This window comes from Dactylosporangium sp. CA-233914, assembly GCF_050942935.1.
In the GTDB taxonomy this organism is placed as follows: Bacteria; Actinomycetota; Actinomycetes; order Mycobacteriales; family Micromonosporaceae; genus Dactylosporangium.
The window spans coordinates 3,068,555-3,084,720 of the sequence record NZ_CP192030.1 but is presented as its reverse complement, the minus strand read 5'-3'; the positions used below and the strand labels follow the sequence as shown (position 1 = coordinate 3,084,720).

Annotated in this window: 17 protein-coding genes; 6 read left to right on the top strand and 11 right to left on the bottom strand. The window is 72.8% G+C overall.

Annotation, left to right across the window (positions count from 1 at the left end; all coding sequences use genetic code 11):
* Positions 1-5 precede the first annotated feature (5 nt).
* The 4 genes from ACQPY0_RS14300 to ACQPY0_RS14285 form a co-directional block, all read right to left on the bottom strand.
* On the bottom strand, positions 6-1,352 hold the full coding sequence (locus tag ACQPY0_RS14300) for a class I SAM-dependent methyltransferase (RefSeq protein ID WP_432988803.1): 1,347 nt from the start codon (positions 1,350-1,352) through the stop codon (positions 6-8).
* Entirely contained in the window at positions 1,349-2,722 is a 1,374-nt protein-coding gene (locus tag ACQPY0_RS14295) for an FAD-binding oxidoreductase (protein ID WP_432988801.1), read from the bottom strand. The genes ACQPY0_RS14300 and ACQPY0_RS14295 overlap by 4 nt, the downstream gene beginning before the upstream one ends.
* An 84-nt stretch (positions 2,723-2,806) precedes the next feature.
* Positions 2,807-3,079, bottom strand: a complete 273-nt coding sequence (locus ACQPY0_RS14290; protein WP_432988799.1) for a hypothetical protein — start codon at positions 3,077-3,079, stop codon at positions 2,807-2,809.
* Between the two features lie 61 nt (positions 3,080-3,140).
* Positions 3,141-3,938 carry a MerR family transcriptional regulator gene (locus tag ACQPY0_RS14285; protein ID WP_432988797.1) on the bottom strand — a complete coding sequence of 266 codons (798 nt, stop codon included), beginning with the start codon at positions 3,936-3,938 and terminating at the stop codon, positions 3,141-3,143.
* An 80-nt stretch (positions 3,939-4,018) separates the two neighbouring features.
* Between ACQPY0_RS14285 and ACQPY0_RS14280 the strand changes: the two genes are divergently transcribed.
* Both ACQPY0_RS14280 and ACQPY0_RS14275 read left to right on the top strand, forming a co-directional pair.
* Entirely contained in the window at positions 4,019-4,348 is a 330-nt protein-coding gene (locus ACQPY0_RS14280) for a nuclear transport factor 2 family protein (protein ID WP_432988795.1), read from the top strand.
* Positions 4,345-5,163, top strand: a complete 819-nt coding sequence (locus ACQPY0_RS14275; protein WP_432988793.1) for an SDR family NAD(P)-dependent oxidoreductase — start codon at positions 4,345-4,347, stop codon at positions 5,161-5,163. Before ACQPY0_RS14280 ends, ACQPY0_RS14275 begins: the two co-directional genes overlap by 4 nt.
* A 79-nt stretch (positions 5,164-5,242) precedes the next feature.
* On the opposite strand, the gene ACQPY0_RS14270 is transcribed toward ACQPY0_RS14275, so the two are convergent.
* Positions 5,243-5,926, bottom strand: a complete 684-nt coding sequence (locus ACQPY0_RS14270) for an SRPBCC family protein (protein ID WP_432988791.1) — start codon at positions 5,924-5,926, stop codon at positions 5,243-5,245.
* 63 nt (positions 5,927-5,989) lie between these two features.
* On the opposite strand from ACQPY0_RS14270, the gene ACQPY0_RS14265 reads away from it, so the two are divergent.
* On the top strand, positions 5,990-7,054 hold the full coding sequence (locus ACQPY0_RS14265) for a hypothetical protein (RefSeq protein ID WP_432988789.1): 1,065 nt from the start codon (positions 5,990-5,992) through the stop codon (positions 7,052-7,054).
* Positions 7,055-7,347: 293 nt separating this feature from the next.
* Here the strand turns inward: ACQPY0_RS14265 and ACQPY0_RS14260 are convergent, their stop codons facing one another.
* Entirely contained in the window at positions 7,348-7,920 is a 573-nt protein-coding gene (locus ACQPY0_RS14260) for a TetR/AcrR family transcriptional regulator (protein WP_432988787.1), read from the bottom strand.
* Positions 7,921-8,002: 82 nt separating this feature from the next.
* Between ACQPY0_RS14260 and ACQPY0_RS14255 the strand changes: the two genes are divergently transcribed.
* Positions 8,003-8,650: an NAD(P)-dependent oxidoreductase gene (locus tag ACQPY0_RS14255; RefSeq protein ID WP_432988785.1), complete on the top strand. Its 648-nt coding sequence runs from the start codon at positions 8,003-8,005 to the stop codon at positions 8,648-8,650.
* Between the two features lie 140 nt (positions 8,651-8,790).
* Here the strand turns inward: ACQPY0_RS14255 and ACQPY0_RS14250 are convergent, their stop codons facing one another.
* From ACQPY0_RS14250 to ACQPY0_RS14240, 3 genes are all read right to left on the bottom strand, one after another.
* Positions 8,791-10,563: an ABC transporter substrate-binding protein gene (locus ACQPY0_RS14250; protein ID WP_432988783.1), complete on the bottom strand. Its 1,773-nt coding sequence runs from the start codon at positions 10,561-10,563 to the stop codon at positions 8,791-8,793.
* Positions 10,564-10,856: 293 nt separating this feature from the next.
* Positions 10,857-11,282: an RpiB/LacA/LacB family sugar-phosphate isomerase gene (locus tag ACQPY0_RS14245; RefSeq protein ID WP_432988781.1), complete on the bottom strand. Its 426-nt coding sequence runs from the start codon at positions 11,280-11,282 to the stop codon at positions 10,857-10,859.
* The gene (locus ACQPY0_RS14240) at positions 11,257-12,297 is read right to left on the bottom strand and encodes a DMT family transporter (protein ID WP_432988779.1); all 1,041 of its coding nucleotides are present in this window, start codon (positions 12,295-12,297) and stop codon (positions 11,257-11,259) included. The genes ACQPY0_RS14245 and ACQPY0_RS14240 overlap by 26 nt, the downstream gene beginning before the upstream one ends.
* On the opposite strand from ACQPY0_RS14240, the gene ACQPY0_RS14235 reads away from it, so the two are divergent.
* Positions 12,296-13,693 (top strand): PLP-dependent aminotransferase family protein, encoded by a 1,398-nt coding sequence (locus tag ACQPY0_RS14235; protein ID WP_432988777.1) that lies wholly within the window; start codon positions 12,296-12,298, stop codon positions 13,691-13,693. The genes ACQPY0_RS14240 and ACQPY0_RS14235 overlap by 2 nt on opposite strands.
* Positions 13,694-13,768: 75 nt before the next feature.
* Here the strand turns inward: ACQPY0_RS14235 and ACQPY0_RS14230 are convergent, their stop codons facing one another.
* The gene (locus ACQPY0_RS14230; protein WP_432988775.1) at positions 13,769-14,149 is read right to left on the bottom strand and encodes an STAS domain-containing protein; all 381 of its coding nucleotides are present in this window, start codon (positions 14,147-14,149) and stop codon (positions 13,769-13,771) included.
* A 90-nt stretch (positions 14,150-14,239) separates the two neighbouring features.
* Entirely contained in the window at positions 14,240-15,427 is a 1,188-nt protein-coding gene (locus ACQPY0_RS14225) for a cytochrome P450 (protein ID WP_432988773.1), read from the bottom strand.
* Between the two features lie 77 nt (positions 15,428-15,504).
* Here ACQPY0_RS14225 and ACQPY0_RS14220 point away from each other — a divergent pair, with 77 nt between their 5' ends.
* Positions 15,505-16,134: an alpha-ketoglutarate-dependent dioxygenase AlkB gene (locus ACQPY0_RS14220; protein ID WP_432988771.1), complete on the top strand. Its 630-nt coding sequence runs from the start codon at positions 15,505-15,507 to the stop codon at positions 16,132-16,134.
* Positions 16,135-16,166: the final 32 nt, after the last annotated feature.

The window sequence follows — 16,166 nt, the reverse complement described above, 5'->3', positions numbered from 1 at the left end:
CGGGGTCAGGCGGTCCAGTCGGGGCGGAGCGGGTACGAGGAGATGCCGTCCTTCGTGGTCTTGGTCGCCAGGATCTGGTGCAGCTGGATCTCGTTGCGCTCGAAGGCGAGCCGCGAGCCGGCCATGTAGAGGCCCCACACCCGCGCGGTGCCCAGGCCGACCTCCTCGACGCAGGCGTCCCAGTTCTCCACCAGGTTGCGGTTCCAGCCGGCCAGCGTCAGCGCGTAGTGCAGCCGCAGGTTCTCCTCGTGCTGGACCTCGAAGGCCGCGTCGTGCACGGCGCTGACCAGGCGGCCGGGCGAGGCCAGCTCGCCGTCGGGGAAGACATAGCGGTCGATGAAGGCGCCGGGCTTGTGTGAGGCGCGGTTGTCGGAGCGGGTGATGCAGTGGTTGAGCAGGCGGCCGCCGGGCTTCAGGCGGTCACGGAGCGCCCCGAGGTACTTCGGATAGTTTCGCACCCCGATGTGCTCGGTGAGGCCGATCGAGCTCACGGCGTCGAAGTGCTCCAGCGGCGCGTCGCGGTAGTCGAGGTGGCGAACCTCCGCCAGGTGGCCGAGGCCCTCGCGCTCAATGGCGGCCTGAGCCCACTGGGCCTGCTCGCGGGAGAGCGTGACGCCGAGGGCGCGCACGCCGTACTCGCGGGCGGCGTGGCGGACCATGCCGCCCCAGCCGCAGCCGACGTCGAGCAGGCGCTGGCCGGGCTTGAGGGCGAGCTTGCCGGCGACCAGGTCGTACTTGTTCGCCTGGGCCTGCTCCAGGGTGTCGGACTCCGAGCGGAAGACGGCGCAGGTGTACGTCATCGACGGCCCCAGCACCATCTCGTAGAAGCGGTTCGACACGTCGTAGTGGTGGTGGATCGCGTCGGCGTCGCGGCCGCGGGCGTGGCGCAGGCCGAGGCCGGCCAGGGTGCGCTTCCACGCCGGGGTCGCCTCCTGCGGCGGGGGCGGCGGCGGGCGCAGGCGCTCCCAGCCCAGGCCACGCACCAGGCGCAGCGCCTCCCCGGCGGCGGGCAGGCGCAGCTGCAGGCCGGTGGCGAGCTGGTTGAGGGCCTCGTACGGGTCGCCGGGGTGCACGCCGCGGACCTCGAGGTCGCCGGTGACGTACGCGCGGGCCATGCCCAGGTCGCCGGGGGCGGTGAGCACGTACGACAGTCCGCGCTCGGAGGCGACGTGCAGGGTGACGGGGGCCGACTCGGGGCCGATCGCGCTGCCGTCGTAGGCGGTGATGCGCACGCGGGGCTCGCCGGTGGTGACGGCCCGGACGATGGTGGCGACCTTGGGCACGGGGGGCCGGCGGCGGGGCTGGCCGGGTGCGGATCCTTGGGTGCTGCTGGAACGGTAGGTACTGGTCATCTGCGCCCCACAACCTTGTCGTAGAGGTCGGTCAATCGGTGACCGGGGTCGTAGCGGTCCTTGGCGGCGCGGTACGCGAGGCCGCCGTAGAGCCGGTCGAAGGTCTCCCGGTCGTAGTAGGCGTCGGAGTAGAGGGACTTGTGGCCGCCGAGCTCGAAGACCTTGTCCTCGATGAGCCGGTTGACGTCGCCGTCGGCCCGGCCGGGCTCGACCGGGACGGTCCCCCAGAATCCGACGTTGACGTATGCCTGGCCGGCGTGCATCGGGTACAGCGGCCACTCGCGCTCCCGCAGGCGCAGCGGGCACAGCCACAGCGGCGCCATCGGTACCTCCCGGGCGAACCAGCGCAGGAAGTCGCCGGTGCGCTCCAGTGGCAGCTCGACATCCTGCACGACGCGCTCGCGGTCGGGCCGGCCCCGCCACCGATCCACCCGTGCGGCGACGCCGTAGCGATTCTCGAGGCGCACGATGCGGTGGTACACGTCGGAGCGGCGGTACTGCCGCGGCCACAGCCGGCGCACGGCGGGAATCTGCGCGCCGAAGGCGGCCGAGCACCAGAACCAGTCGGTGTCCCAGCGCCACAGGTAGTCGTAGGCGCTGAGGCGGTCGGCGGCCTTGGCGCGCAGCGACTGGTAGTAGATGTCCTGGCCGGTGTAGTCGCTGGCGGGGCCGGGCTCGTCGGTGAAGGTGCCCAGCACGAGGTACGACTCGCCGGGCCGGAACACCACGCCGTCCATGACGTCGACGGGCCGCCCGTCGTACTCGCCCTTGTCCATGATCTCGCCGACGAGCGCGAGCAGCTCGTCGACGTCGTCGAAGCGGAGGTTGACGGTGCGGACCCAGGGGGCGATCGGCATCAGCTCGATGCGCAGGCGGGTGGCGTACCCGAGGCTGCCCAGCGAGTTCGGGAACGCCGCGAACAGCTCGGCGTGCTCGTTGCCGGGCCGGGCTGTGAGCACCTCGCCGGTCCCGGTGAGGATGTCCAGCTCCAGCACCGACTCGTGCGGCAGCCCGTGGCGGAACGAGGTCGCCTCGATGCCGAGCCCGGTGACCGCCCCGCCGAGCGTGATGGTGCGCAGCTGCGGCACGACGAGCGGCATCAGCCCGTGCGGCAGCGTGGCGTCGACCAGGTCCTCGTACGTGCACATGCCCTGCACCTCGGCGGTGCGCGCGTCCGGGTCGACCTCGATCACGGACCCGAGCCCGCTGACGTCCAGCCCGTGGTCCACGGCCGCGCGGGGCCGGAACAGGTTCGAGGTCTTCTTCGCCAGCCGTACGGTGTCACCGGGCGGGATCGCCGCGTATGACTCCTGCAGCGCCTCGACCGCCCGGCGGTGCGCCGCCCAGCCGACCGGTTGCCCACGTCCCACTCGACCACCTCGTCGTCGTGCCGTGCTCCCCGTGTGGCGGCGGGGAGCGTCCCCGTTGTGGTGCCCGGGAAGCGGAGGCCCCCCTCAGCCCAAACTTGCACACTCCGCAAGATCAACCAACGCCTGGTGACTGAACTCACGCTTCCGATAACGCTCCAGGATGAGCTGACCAGCCGCGAGAATATGCGCGTGAATCATTGATCGAGCAGTATTTTTGAGATGTGGCACACCGGCGACACTGCGGCCGCAGCCGAGATTCTGTCCCCGGCCGGGGTGGATCACGGCCACCCGGAGGTGACGAACCCGGCGAACGTGGCCCCGGCGCCGCGCTTCACCCTGGATCAGATCACCGGCCACGCGGGCGAGGCCACCCCGCGGCCCCACCCTCCTGGCGCGGCCCTTCTGAGCCCCCGGACGGTCAGGCCGGGGTGACGCGGAAGACGGGCCAGCCGATCTCGGTGCGCCAGGCGGCCGGGTCCCGGGTGTCGCGCGGGCCGAGCACATACGTCTCGTGGATCGGGCCCGCCACCGCCAGAGCGTGCTCGGCCACCCAGGCGCCCAGGCAGCCGTAGGTCACGTCGATGTCGTCGTGCGGGCCCTCGTGCACCGCCACGGCCAGATCCGCCGCGGGCAGGGCCAGCCGCTCGATGCGCCCGCGGGCGCGCGGCTCGCGGACCGGGCGGTACACCGTCAGGGTGCCCTCCCCGTCCGTGAAGAGCTCGTTGGCGTAGCGCCCGCCCGGTGGGCCGGTGCGCTCCGGCGCGGGGTACGCGGCGTCGAGCTCGGCCATGGCGCCGTCGTGCCAGGGCACGGCGTCGGCCAGGGGCACCTCCGCCGTGATCGCGGCCACCGTTCGTGCCGGGACCGACCGCAGCTCGAACGGCTGGGGCCGGGGCTGCAGGAGCCGGCGCAGGGAGACCACCGCCGACCGCGTGCGGTCCAGGGTCTCCTCGAGGCGGTTCAGGTGTACCGCGATCAGCCCGGCCCGCCGCGCGGGATCATCCGTGGACAGGATCTCGCGGACCTCGGGCAGCGGGACGTCCAGCTGGCGGAGGCGGTGGATCACCTGGGCGGGCGGGATCTGGGCCGCGGTGTAGTAGCGGTACCCGGTCGACGGGTCGACCTCGGCCGGTTCCAGGAGTCCGGCTTCGTGGTAGCGGCGCAGCGTCCGGACGCTCAGGTGGGTCAGCGTGGCGAACTCACCGATGGTCAGCACCTCACCACTGTGCACCCTCCCGTGGCGAGAGGGTCCAGAACCTTGCCGCTCGCGCAGCGGGAGGGGGCAGGCTCGCAGGCATGACTGAGCTTCCGGAGACGATCTCGGCGTACCTCGGCGCGCACGGGCGGCGGGACGCCGTCGCCGTCGCGGCCGTGCTGGCCGACGACGTCGTGGTCGTGGACGACGGCCACACCTACCGCGGGGTCGAGGCCGTGAAGGACTGGGTTCGAAGCGCGGCGGGTGAGTACACCTATACCTCCCGGCTGATGTCCGTGACGCGCGAGGAGGACGGGCGGTACGACGCGCTGCACCGGCTGGAGGGGAACTTTCCTGGCGGGGTGGTGGACCTGCACTACCGGTTCACCCTGCGGGGCGGGAAGGTCGCGCGGCTGGAGATCGCGGCGTGAGCCGGGTCTGGTTCATCACCGGTGGGTCCGGCGGGTTCGGGTCGGCGTTCGCGGAGGCCGCGCTGGAGGCCGGGGACCGGGTGGTGGTGACCGCCCGGCACGTCGGGCGCAGCCGCGGTGAACGGGTGCTGCGGCTGCCGCTCGACGTCACCGACCCACGCCAGGTGCACGACGCCGTCGACGCGGCCGTCGCGCATTTCGGGCGGGTCGACGTGCTGGTGAACAACGCCGGACGGGGATGGTTCGGGTCGGTCGAGGGGATGGACTGGCCGGCCGTGCGGGACACCTTCGAGCTGAACTTCTTCGGCCTGGTGTCCGTCACCCGGGCCGTGCTGCCGTTCATGCGGGCCCGGGGTCGCGGGTGGATCGTCAACATGTCCTCGGTCGCGGGGGTGCGGGCCGTGCCCGGGTTCGGGTTCTACAGCGCGGCCAAGCACGCCGTCGAGGGGCTCACCAGCGCGCTGCGCAGCGAGGTCGAGCCGTTCGGGATCCGGGTCATGCTCGTCGAGCCGGGGGCCTTCCGGACCCGGGCCTACGAGGGGTTCGCCGGGGAGCCCGTGGCCGAGACGGTCGACGCGTACGAGCCGTTCATCGCCGGCGTTCGGGACGCGCTGATCGCCCAGCACGGCCAGCAGCCCGGGGATCCGCGGCGCGGGGCCCGGGCCGTCATCGCCGCCATGGCGCAGGAGCCGCCGCCTGCGCGGCTCGTGCTCGGGTCGGCCGCGTTCGACGCCGTCACCTCGGCGCTGGAAGAGGCGTTGGCCGGCGTCCGAGCCTGCGAACCCGCGGCCCGCAGCGCCGACTATCCACCGTGACCGCCGAGGCTCTTGGCCACACGGACCTGGCAGAGAGGCCGGCCACGGCCGAACGCTCTCTGGCGGGAGCGACGGTCCGTCAGTGACGCGGACCCGAGCCATGAAACGCCTTCCAGGCGTTCTCCAGCTCCTGCGGGTCCGTCCCCGCGAAGTCGTGGACTGCCACCGCGTCGGTGCCGCCGAACGCCGAGCGGCCGAAGAAGCGGATCATCGCGTCGCCGGTGCGCAGGCCCAGGAAGTGCGGGTGGCGGTAGTCGACGACCGCCTCGGCCGCGCCCACCACCGGCAGGTCGACCCACGCCGTCGCGCCCTGGGCCGCGTCGCCGGCGATGCGGCGGAAGTCCAGCGGCTCCGAATAGTCCACTGTGGAGTACGTGGCGGGGCGGCCGCGGAAGTGCAGCAGGTACTGCGCGAAGGTGTGCAGGTAGAAGTCGGTGTGCTGGGAGGCGCCGTCGTACTGCTGCTCCCAGTCGTCGACGAAGATGCCGCTGTGCACGTAGCGGAAGTGCGCGCCGCCCGGCGCCGGGACGACCTCGTGCGACAGCTCGTTGAACCAGCCGTCCGGGCCCTCCATCCGCGACACCACCTTGTGCGGCGGGTCCCACACCGTCACGGTGCCGCCGAAGCCGGCCGCGCCGCCCTCGCGCGGCTCGTACTCCACCGGCCACAGCCAGCCGGCGGTGCCCGTCGTGAAGCCGTCGAAGACGTCGACCTGGCCGACCGGCAGCGTGCCCTCGCGCACGATCTCGAAGCGTTTGCCCACGACATCGAACCTAACCCGCCGCGGGCGAGCCCGCCCGGCGGCGCGCGGAGGCACGGTGGGCGCATGACGGTGAAGGACCTGGCGATGCTGACCCCGACCGGCTATCCGGCGGTCTCGTTGCTCATGCCGACCCACCGCAAGGCCCCGGGGAACGAGCAGGACCCGATCCGGCTGCGCAACCTGCTCGCCGAGGCGCGGCGGCGCCTGGAGGCCGACGAGACGGTGTCGCGGGAGGTCGCCGCGCAGGTGTACGGTGAGATCGCCACCGCCGCCGAGCACCTCGACCTGCGGCACACCGGCGAGGGGCTGGCGGTGTTCGCCTCGCCCGGCCAGGTGCACGTGCGGCTGCTGGACAGCCCGGTGCAGGAGCGGGTCGTCATCGCCGACACGTACGAGGTCCGTGACGTCGTCGCCGACGCGGCGCGCCGGCACCGGTACTGGGCCGTCGTGCTCTCCGAGCAGCCGACGCGGCTGTGGAGCGGCGACGGGGCCGACCTCGTCGAGGTGCACTCGCACGGCTTCCCGTTCACGCACGGGGCGACGGGGCTGCCGCGCGACTACGGGCAGGAGCCGAGCAAGTTCGAGATCGAGTGGCACCGGCAGTTCTTCCGCGACGTCGCGACCGCGCTGGGCGAGATCGACCGGCTCGACCCGCGGCCGGTGTTCGTCCTCGGCGTCGAGCGCCACCTCGCCTCCTTCGCCGCCGAGTGGCCGCGGCCGTTCGCCGGCACCGTGCTGGGCAACTATGACCACGCCGGGGCGCACGACGTGTATCAGCTGCTCGCCCCGCGCCTGGCCGCCTACACGGCGATGGAGCAGGGGGCGGCGCTGGAGTCGCTGGACGCGGCCCGCGGTGCCAACCGGTTCGCGGCCGGGATCGCCGAGTGCTGGAGCCTCGCACACCAGGGCCGCGGCGCGCACCTCGTGGTCGAGGAGGGCTACCACACCCCCGCCGTGGTCCACGGCGACCATCTCGATCCACCCGGCCAGGACGTGCCCGGGGTGCTCGTCGACGACGCGGTCGACGACATCGTCGAATCGGTGGCACGGCAGGGCGGGGACGTCACGTTCGTAGGCGACGACAGCCTCGCGGCCGACGGCCGGATCGCGCTCATCGTTCGCTTCTGAGCGTCCCACCGCCACGGCACCGCCCTGTTCGGTCCGCGCCGCCACGTGCGGCGGCCCCGCCGGTCGCTGGGCCCGCCGCCGGCGCGGGCGGCGGCGGTCAGGAGCTGAGCCGCGGCAGCGGATGCAGGCCGCGTTCGTCGGCGAGTTGCTCCGCTGCGACGATGAGCGCGTCCAGTTCCGGGCCGCCGCCACGCAGGCCGAGCTCGGCCACGGACCGGGAACGTTCGACGTCGACACCGATGTGACGTGGTTGCCGGGTCCACATCCGGACGACGTTTCGGTGCGTCGGGGGCTCAGAGCCGCAGACCGGCCACGAAGGCGGCCGCTGCTGCCTTGTCCTCGCGCGGGGCCGGCGCGAAGAAGCTGGTGAACGCGTGCTGGAAGCAGGCCCCGAGCAGGAGCCCGGCGATCGCCTCGGGGTCGGCGTCCGCCGCGATGTTGCCCAGCGACTGCTCCGCCCGCAGGTACGCGGCCAGCCCCTCGTTGGCCCGGTGCGGTCCGAGGTCGCGTGCGCTCAGGTGGGCGCGGTGCGCGGCCAGGATCGCCGGGTCGGAGAAGATGGAGGCGAACATCGGGAACCCGTCGCGGTAGAACGTGATGCACACGGCCGCGAGCTCGCTCAGCAGCTCCCGCACCGGTGCCGTGCCCGCCCGCGCCGGCAGTGTCATCAGCATCGGGATGAACTGCGGCCCGCGCTCGTGCAGCACCACGACCATCAGCTCGAGCTTGTCCCGGAAGTGCTTGTACAGCGTCGCCTCGGAGAACCCGGCCGCCCGCGCGATCTCCTTGGTGGTGGCGTTGGCGAGCCCGCGCTCGCGCAGCACCCGCGCGGCCGCGTCGAGAATCAGCTCACGCGTCGAGGCCACGCCGACCCCTTCCGAAACGAGTGCACGCGTGTCATTGTAGGGGTTAGTGAGCACTCACTAACCCGCAGGGGGGAACCACGTCATGAAACTCACCGTCTTCGGCGCGACCGGCGGCATCGGCCGCCGGCTCATCAGCCAGGGCCTGGCCAAGGGCCACGAGATGACCGCGATCGCCCGCCGCCCGGCCGATCTGGGCTGCGACGTGGTCGTCGCCGACCTGAGCGACACCGAGGCCCTGGCCGCGGCGGTGGCCGGGCGCGACGCGGTGCTGTCCGCGCTCGGCGTCCGGACCGGCGAGATGAAGGCCCGCCGGGCCAACGACCCGGCCGCGCGCAGCACCGTGCAGGCCGACGGCGCCCGCGCCCAGGTCGCCGCGATGCGGGCCACGGGCGTGCGCCGGCTCGTCACCGTCGACGCGGCGGGACGGGTGAGCGACGCGGGCGACGGGCCCGTCACGCGCGCGATCGCCAAGCCGCTGCTGCGGCGACTCCTGCGCGAGGGCTTCGAGGACCTCGCCGAGGCCGAGCGCATCCTGCGCGCGAGCGACCTGGACTGGACCCTGCTCGCGCCTCCGCGCCTGGCCGACGGCCCCAACCGTCCATATCGGACCGTCGTCGGCGTGAACGTCCGGGGTGGACGGTCGCTGTCACGCGCCGATGTCGCCGACGCGATGTTCCGCGCGCTTGAGCACCCGGAGTGGATCCACGAGCGCGTGAACGTGGCCTACTGAACGACCTGAAAAGCGGCCCGGGTCCGTCGGGCCACGGACCCGGGCCGGACGCGACCGGCCACCCCAAGGAGGAAGAGCGGCCGGCCGTGTCACCGCCGTGCCCGGGAAGTCCCTCGTCAACCCGGGCACTCCCGAAGCGGTCAGCTCATGACGCCGAGATTACCGAAGTCGACCATCCCGTAGTACTGCGTGATGTACACGTTCGTCAGGCGCGGGTTGCGGTAGTTCAGCGCCTTGTCGAAGACGAACGGCATGTACGCCGCCGTCGCCGACACCTTCGCGTTGATCTGCTTCCAGATCTCGGCGTTCTTCGCCGGGTCGGGCTCGGCCGAGGCCTGGTCGATCAGCGCGTCGATGGCCGGGTCGGACAGCTCGGCGTAGTTGTTGTTGCCGGACTCGGAGATCGCCCGGCTGTCGACGATCACCCGCAGGAAGCCCGCCGCCGTCGGGTAGTCCGCGCCCCAGCCGGCGAGCATCAGGCCGTAGCCCTTGTTGTGCACGTTGCTCGGCGAGCCGATGATCGAGCGGAAGTACAGCGCCGCGTCCTGCGGGTCGATCCGCGCGGTGATGCCGATCGCCGCCAGCGACTGCTGCAGCGCCTCCGCCGTCTTGAGCTCCTTGCCGGCGTTGCGCGTCGCGATGACCGTCTCGAAACCGGAGGGCTTGCCGCACGCGGCGAGCTCCTCCTTGGCCTTGTCGATCTGCGGCTTGCCGGACTTGGTGTTGAACACGTCGTCGGCGTCGTCGTGCCCGGCGATCGTCGGCGGCAGCATGTTCGTGGCGATCGCACCACCGGCCTCCGCGCCGCCGCGGGCGGTCTGCATGGCCGTCTTGTCCAGCGCGTACTGCACCGCCTTGCGGCAGTGGATGTTGTCGAACGGCGCGACCTTCGTCGAGATGGCCACGTACCGGATGAAGCCCGTCACCGGCGCGTCGGCGTTCTTCTTCTTGTCCGGGTTCAGCAGCACCTTCGCCTGCGAGCCGGGCTGGAAGCCGGTCTGGGCGATGTCGAGGTCGACCTCCTCGGACAGCAGCTGGTTGTCGATCTCCTCGTTCGCCGTGCCGTAGGTGACCTCGACGCGGTCCGGCAGCGCCTTGCGCACCGTGTCGGTCTTCGGGTCCCACTGGTCGTTGCGGACCATCACGAGCTTCTTGCCCGCGTCGTACGACTCGAACTTGTACGGGCCGGAGGAGACCGGGTGGTTGGCGTACTGCGAGCCGGTGTCCTTGGCCCGCGGCACCGGGCTCGCCGCCGGCATCGACAGCAGGTAGAGGAAGTCCGCGTTGGGCTTGGCCAGCGTGAAGACGATGGTGGTGTCGTCCGGCGTCTGGACCGACTTCAGGCCGAGCTTGTTCGGGTCGGCGTCCTTGTACACGCCCTCGTACTTCTGACCCTGGTCGAGCACGTCGACGAACTGCTTCGGCCCGGCGTTGACGACCTCGGTGGCGAAGACGCGCTCGATGCCGTACTTGATGTCCTTGGACGTGATCGGCGAGCCGTCCTCGAACTTGATGCCGCGCTTGAGCTTGAAGGTGTACTTCTTGGCGCCGTCCTCGATCGTGGGCATGTCGGCGGCCAGGTCCGGCACGAGCTTGAGCCCGTCGGCACCCGGCTTCACATCGTTGGTGAGCAGCGCCCGGACGTAGAAGCCCTTCATGAGGTTCCACTCGCTCGCGTAGTACGCGATCTGCGGGTCGAGCGAGTCCGGCTCGTCGTGGATGGTGAGCTTGAGCGTGCCGCCCTTCTTGTCGGACGGGTTCACCACGCCGGTGAGCGCGGAATTGAAGCCCCAGGCACCTTTCTGACCATTGTCCTTGCTGGTATTGTCGCTGCTGGATCCGCCGCCGCAGGCGGACAGCACGAGCGTCGTGGCGACCGCACCGGCCACCAGCGCCCCTCGCGAGATATTCATATGTAAGTGCCTCTCCGGTTGCCGCAGTTGTGGGGCCGCGGATTTCGGGTCTCGCACGCGGGCAGCACCCATCACCCGGCGACCGTCCACTTTGTGTGCACTGTGGACAGTGCACAGTGCACAGGGCGCGGGCATGCACCACGCCCACCGTGTGGGTCGCCGAATTCTTCGGGTATTCATGTGGGCTATGTCGATTTGGGACTGTCGCGTGGGACGGCGATGTGCGTCGCCGTTCACAGAGCAATGACCTCGGGCTCACCGGCCCGGTTGCGCCTTACTACATAACGGAATGGTCACCGCCCGGCGTCGAGCCCCTTGAGCAGCGCGATGCTCTCCGCCTCGTCGGGGTCGGGCGCGGGAACTTCCAGGAACGCCCGCAGCACCTCGACCGCCACGTCGGGCGCGAGCCGCTTGAGGCTCATCGCGAGCACGTTCGCGTCGTTCCACAGCCGCGCACCGCGGGCCACCCAGGGATCCCAGGCGACCGCGGCGAGCGCCCCGGGCACCTTGTTGGCCGCGATCGCCGTGCCGGTGCCGGTCCAGCACATGACGACCCCGAGCGCGGCCCGCCCCTCGGCCACGGCCCGCCCGACCCCGGCGCCGAGGTCCGGCCAGGCCGGCTCGGTGATGCGCAACACCTCGTGCCCCTGCGCGGCCAGCTCAGCGAGCACGGCCTCGGTGGTGGCGTTGGAGTCATCGGCGGCGAAAGCGATCAGCATGCAGTCCATTGTCCCGCGCCGAGTCGCGGGCCGCCGGATGTACGCCTCCTGGTGCGCCGGGTCGAACGGGAACTCGTCCGCCGGACGATGAGATCGCGCCCGGTGCTGGTCGCTCCGCAGCCGGTGCGCGCAGGCGCTGGGTCAGGGCCACGCAGGCGAGGACGGCGAGGGCGGCCACGAGCGCGGCCGGCGCGACGTGCTCGTGCAGCAGCGCGGCGGACCAGGCCAGGGTGAGGACCGGCTGGGCGAGCTGGATCTGGCCGACGCGGGCGACGCCGCCGCGGGCCAGGCCGCCGTACCAGGCGAAGAACCCCAGGAACATGGACACGACGGTGAGGTAGGCGAAGCCGGACCAGGCCGCGGCCGGCGCGTGCGGCGGGCGGTGCACCGCGGCGGCCGCGGTGACGGCGATCGTGAACGGCAGGGCGAGGACCAGGGCCCAGCAGATGGTGCGGGCCCCGCCGAGCTCGCGGGAGAGGGCGCCGCCCTCGGCGTATCCGAGACCGCACAGCGCGACGGCCGCCAGCAGGAACAGGTCGGCGGGCCCGACCGCTCCCGCCACGGTGCCGCTGAGCCCCAGGAACACCAGCACGGCGGCCAGCCCCGCCGCGCCCGCGAGCCAGAACGCCGGCGTCGGGCGCTCCCGGGCGCGCAGGACGGCGAACCCGGCCGTGACCGCGGGCAGCAGCGCGATGACGACGGCCCCATGGGCGGCGGTACTGCTCCGCAGCGCCAGCGAGGTGAACATCGGGAACCCGGCGACGACCCCGGCCGCGACCACGGCGAGGCGCCGCCACTGCGCGGGTGACGGCCGCGGTGCCCGGACGGCGACGAGGTACGCGACCGCGAGCAGCCCGGCCCCGACGGCCCGGCCGAAGGCGACGAACCACGGGTCGAGGTGCTCGACGGCGACCCGCGTGGCCGGCAGCGACAGGCTGAACCCGAGGACGCCCAGCGCTCCGAGCGCGGCCCCCGTTATCGCCCCGCGGTGAGTAACGTTATCCTTACCTGTCATGAATGACGATAACGCAGCCGAACGCGTTATCCAAGATCTGCGTGCGGCCCTGACCGGCGCTCCCCCGGGCACCCGCCTGCCGACGGTCCGCGAGCTGACCGCCCGCCACCAGGCGTCCCCGATCACCGTGACGAGGGCGATCCGGGCCCTGGCCGCCGAGGGCCTGCTGGACACCCAGCCGGGCCGCGGCTCGTTCGTCGCGGCCCGGCCCGCGCCGCCGGCGTCCGCCGCGCCGGACCTGTCGTGGCAGTCGATCGCGCTCGGCCCCCGCCCACCGGGCGAGGACTCGATGCAGGCGCTGCTGGCCATCCCCCGCCCGGGGGCGATACCCCTCTCCAGCGGATACCTGGACCCGGACCTGCAACCGGCGTCCGCCCTGGGCGCGGCCCTGGCGCGGGCGGCCCGCCACCCGGCGAGCTGGCAGCGCGGCCCGGTCGAGGGCCGCGAGGACCTGCGCGCCTGGTTCGCCCGCGGCGCCGGCCCGATGCGGGCCGAGGACTTCGTGATCTGCCCGGGCGGCCAGTCGGCGCTCGCCACGGCGTTCCGGGCGCTCGCGGCCCCGGGCGACACGGTGCTGGTGGAGTCCCCGACGTACCTGGGCGCCCTGGCCGCGGCCCGGGCCGCCGGCCTGCGCGTCGTCCCGGTGCCCGCCGACGTCGACGGCGTGCGCCCCGACCTGCTGGCCGCCGCGCTGCACCGGACGGGGGCCCGCCTGTTCTACTGCCAGCCGCTGTTCGCCAACCCGCACGGCGCGACCCTCTCCCCCGCCCGCCGCCCCGAGGTCCTGGCCGAGGTCACCGCGGCCGGCGCCTTCCTGCTCGAGGACGACTACGCCCGCGACCTGGCCGTCGACGGCGATCCGCCGCCCCCGCTGGTGGCGAACGACCCGGGCGGCCACGTCGTGTACCTTCGCTCGCTGACCAAGTCCGCCGCGCCGGGCCTGCGCGTGGCCGCGATCGGCGCCCGGGGCCCGGCCGGCGCCCGCCTGCGCGCGGCGCGGGTGCTGGACGACTTCTTCGTGGCGGGCCCGCTGCAGCAGGCCACCCTGGACTTCGTCACCTCCCCGGCCTGGCCCCGCCACCTGAGGTCTCTGCGCACGGCCCTGCGCACCCGCCGCGACGCCCTCCTCGACGCGGTCCGCCGCCACCTGCCGGCGCTCGACCCGCCGGCAGTGCCGCGCGGCGGCCTCCACGCCTGGCTCCGCCTCCCCGAGGGCACCGACGACGTCGCACTCACCACCGCCGCAGCGGCTCGCAACGTGGTCGTCTTCCCCGGCCGCCCCTGGTACGCCGCCGAGCCCGACGCCCCGCACCTGCGCCTCACCTTCGCCGCCGCTCCCCCGCCCCTGCTGGAGGAGGGCGTCCACCGCCTGGCACAGGCCCTGCGCGACGGTTGACCACCGAGGCCCGGCCCGCCTCGCCCGCGAAGACGGCCCGGACGACCATCCGCGGCGGAACCGGGCCGGTGGCGGCTACGCGGACTTGGGCGGGGCCCACCCGCTGGTGCCGGTCGGGGTGCCGAGGACCTCCAGCAGGCCCAGCAGGCTCAGCACGCGGCGGACACCGGGGCTGGGGTTGACGATCCACAGGTCGCTGCCGTTGGCGCCGGCGTGCGCGCGGGCCGAGACGAGCTTGCCGATGCCGGTCGAGTCGATGAACGTCACCAGGGCGAGGTCGACCTCCACGGCGCGGGCACGCACGTCGTCGATGGCGCGCAGCAGCACGCAGCGAAGTTCGCCGACGTTCTCCATGGTCACCTCGCCGGCGACGCGGACGCGCAGAGCCTGGCCGGGCAGGGGTTCGACGGTGACGTTGAGTTCGGGGAACACGGCGAACCGATCGGCGGGACTCATCAGGCTCAACACCTTCCAACATCCGAGCCGCTCTCACGATACGGCCATTCGCGAGCCGAGTCACGCGGCGCAGCGAGGCACGTCGATCATTTACGCCCGGACGGGGTCAGCGGCGACGCGGAGGCCTCGTAGCTCGTACGCGCTGATGTCCGGCTTCATCGCGACCCGCGGCGGGCTGCTCATCCGGATGCCGGGCAGGGCGAGGAGGCGGGTGAGGAAGATGTCGGACTCCTGTATCGCCACGTGGGCGCCCGGGCAGCGGTGCGGGCCGTCGCCGAACGACAGCGCCGCCGGGGCCACGCCCGGCGCGAGGGGTCGGGCGGGGCGGACCGCGCCGGGGTCGGCGCCGACGGCGTCCGGGTCGAGGTTCGCGGCGCTCACGTCGACGTCGACGAGCGCACCGGCCGGAATCGTCACCGTGGCGTCGCCGGAGGAGACCGTCAGCGCGGCGGTGGTGCGGCGCCCGAGGTTGCCGACGACCGGCTCCAGGCGGAGCAGTTCGTGCAGGAGCGCGAGGCGGTCGGGTTCGGGGCTCTCGCGGTACTGTATCCGGAGCCCTTGATCGGTGAAGAGGTGCCAGGCGGCGACCTTGATGAACTCCCGCGTCGTCACCATGCCCGCGGCCGCGAACGTGATCACCTCGCCGAGGATCTCGCCGTCGCGGCAGCCCTCGTCCAGCAGGTGCGAGATCAGGTCGTCGCGGCGCGCCCGGCGGCGGGGGCGGATCGCGGGGCGCACGTCCTTGAGGTAGATGCCGAGGAACTGCGCGTTCTGGCGCACGAACCAGCGAATGCCGTCGATGCTGGTGAACCCGTGGCGGCCGAACTTCTCGGGGAAGAAGCGCTCGAGGCGCGCGTCGATGCCCGGGCGGCTCTCGGTCAGCCCGGTCACGGCCGCGGCGACGTCGACGGCGAGGCGGAAGCTCAGCGTGGACAGTTCGGCCTCACCGTCGCAGCGCAGCACGTCCAGCTGCCGCTCGGCGATCTCGACCATGAGACCGCGATAGTGCTGCTCGACCCGGCGGGGAGTGAAGAACTTCGCGGTCTGCCGGCGGTACTGCTGGTGCTCGCTCCCGTCCCGGTAGAGCACCGGCCGCCGGATGCTGGGCGGCAGCTTCTCCACGGTCTGCACCCCGAGCCCGGCCTGCACGGTGTCCGTGCTGCGCAGCACCGCCCGCCCCGCGGCGAGCCCCCGGACGCGCCACACCCCGTCCGGGCCGGCCTCGACCGGGCATCCGGGCTCCGTCGCGCCGCGATCAACTTTGCGTGCCGACTGCATCGACATACTGTAAGGCCTTGGCGCGTCTTCACGTGTCGTGCTCGTACGCGTGTTCGAAATCGGGTATCATTGCGAGCATGATTGACCTCGCGTACCAGCCGTCGATGTTCGACGTCGCGGGCCCTTCCCTGGGGTCGCTGATCGGCCAGGTCACCCGCCACCACCTGAGCCGGGGTGCCTGGGTCGATCACCTGCCGGGCTGGGTGCTCGGCTCCGACGCGATCCTGCAGACCCTCCTGCACGAGGTGGACTGGCGGGCGGAGCGCCGCAAGATGTATGACGACGTGGTCGACGTGCCGCGCCTGACCCGGTGGTATCCGGCCGAGGAGACGCTGCCGCACCCACTGCTGACGCAGGCCCGCCGCCGGCTCACCGCGCACTACGTGGAGGAACTCGGCGAGCCGTTCATGACCGCGGGCATGTGCCTGTATCGCGACGGCCGCGACAGCGTCGCCTGGCACGGCGACACGATCGGCCGCGGCGCCCGCTTCGACACGATGGTCGCGATCGTGTCGTTCGGCTCGCCGCGCTCCCTGCTGCTACGCCCGCGCGGCGGCGGCGACAGCGTGCGGTTCCCGCTCGGCCACGGCGACCTGGTCGTGATGGGCGGCTCGTGCCAGCGGACCTGGGAGCACGCGGTGCCGAAGACGGCGCGCCCGGTCGGCCCGCGCGTGTCGGTCCAGTTCCGCCCGGCCGGGGTCGCCTGACCTCGCCACCCAGCCCCCAGCGCCGACGCCAC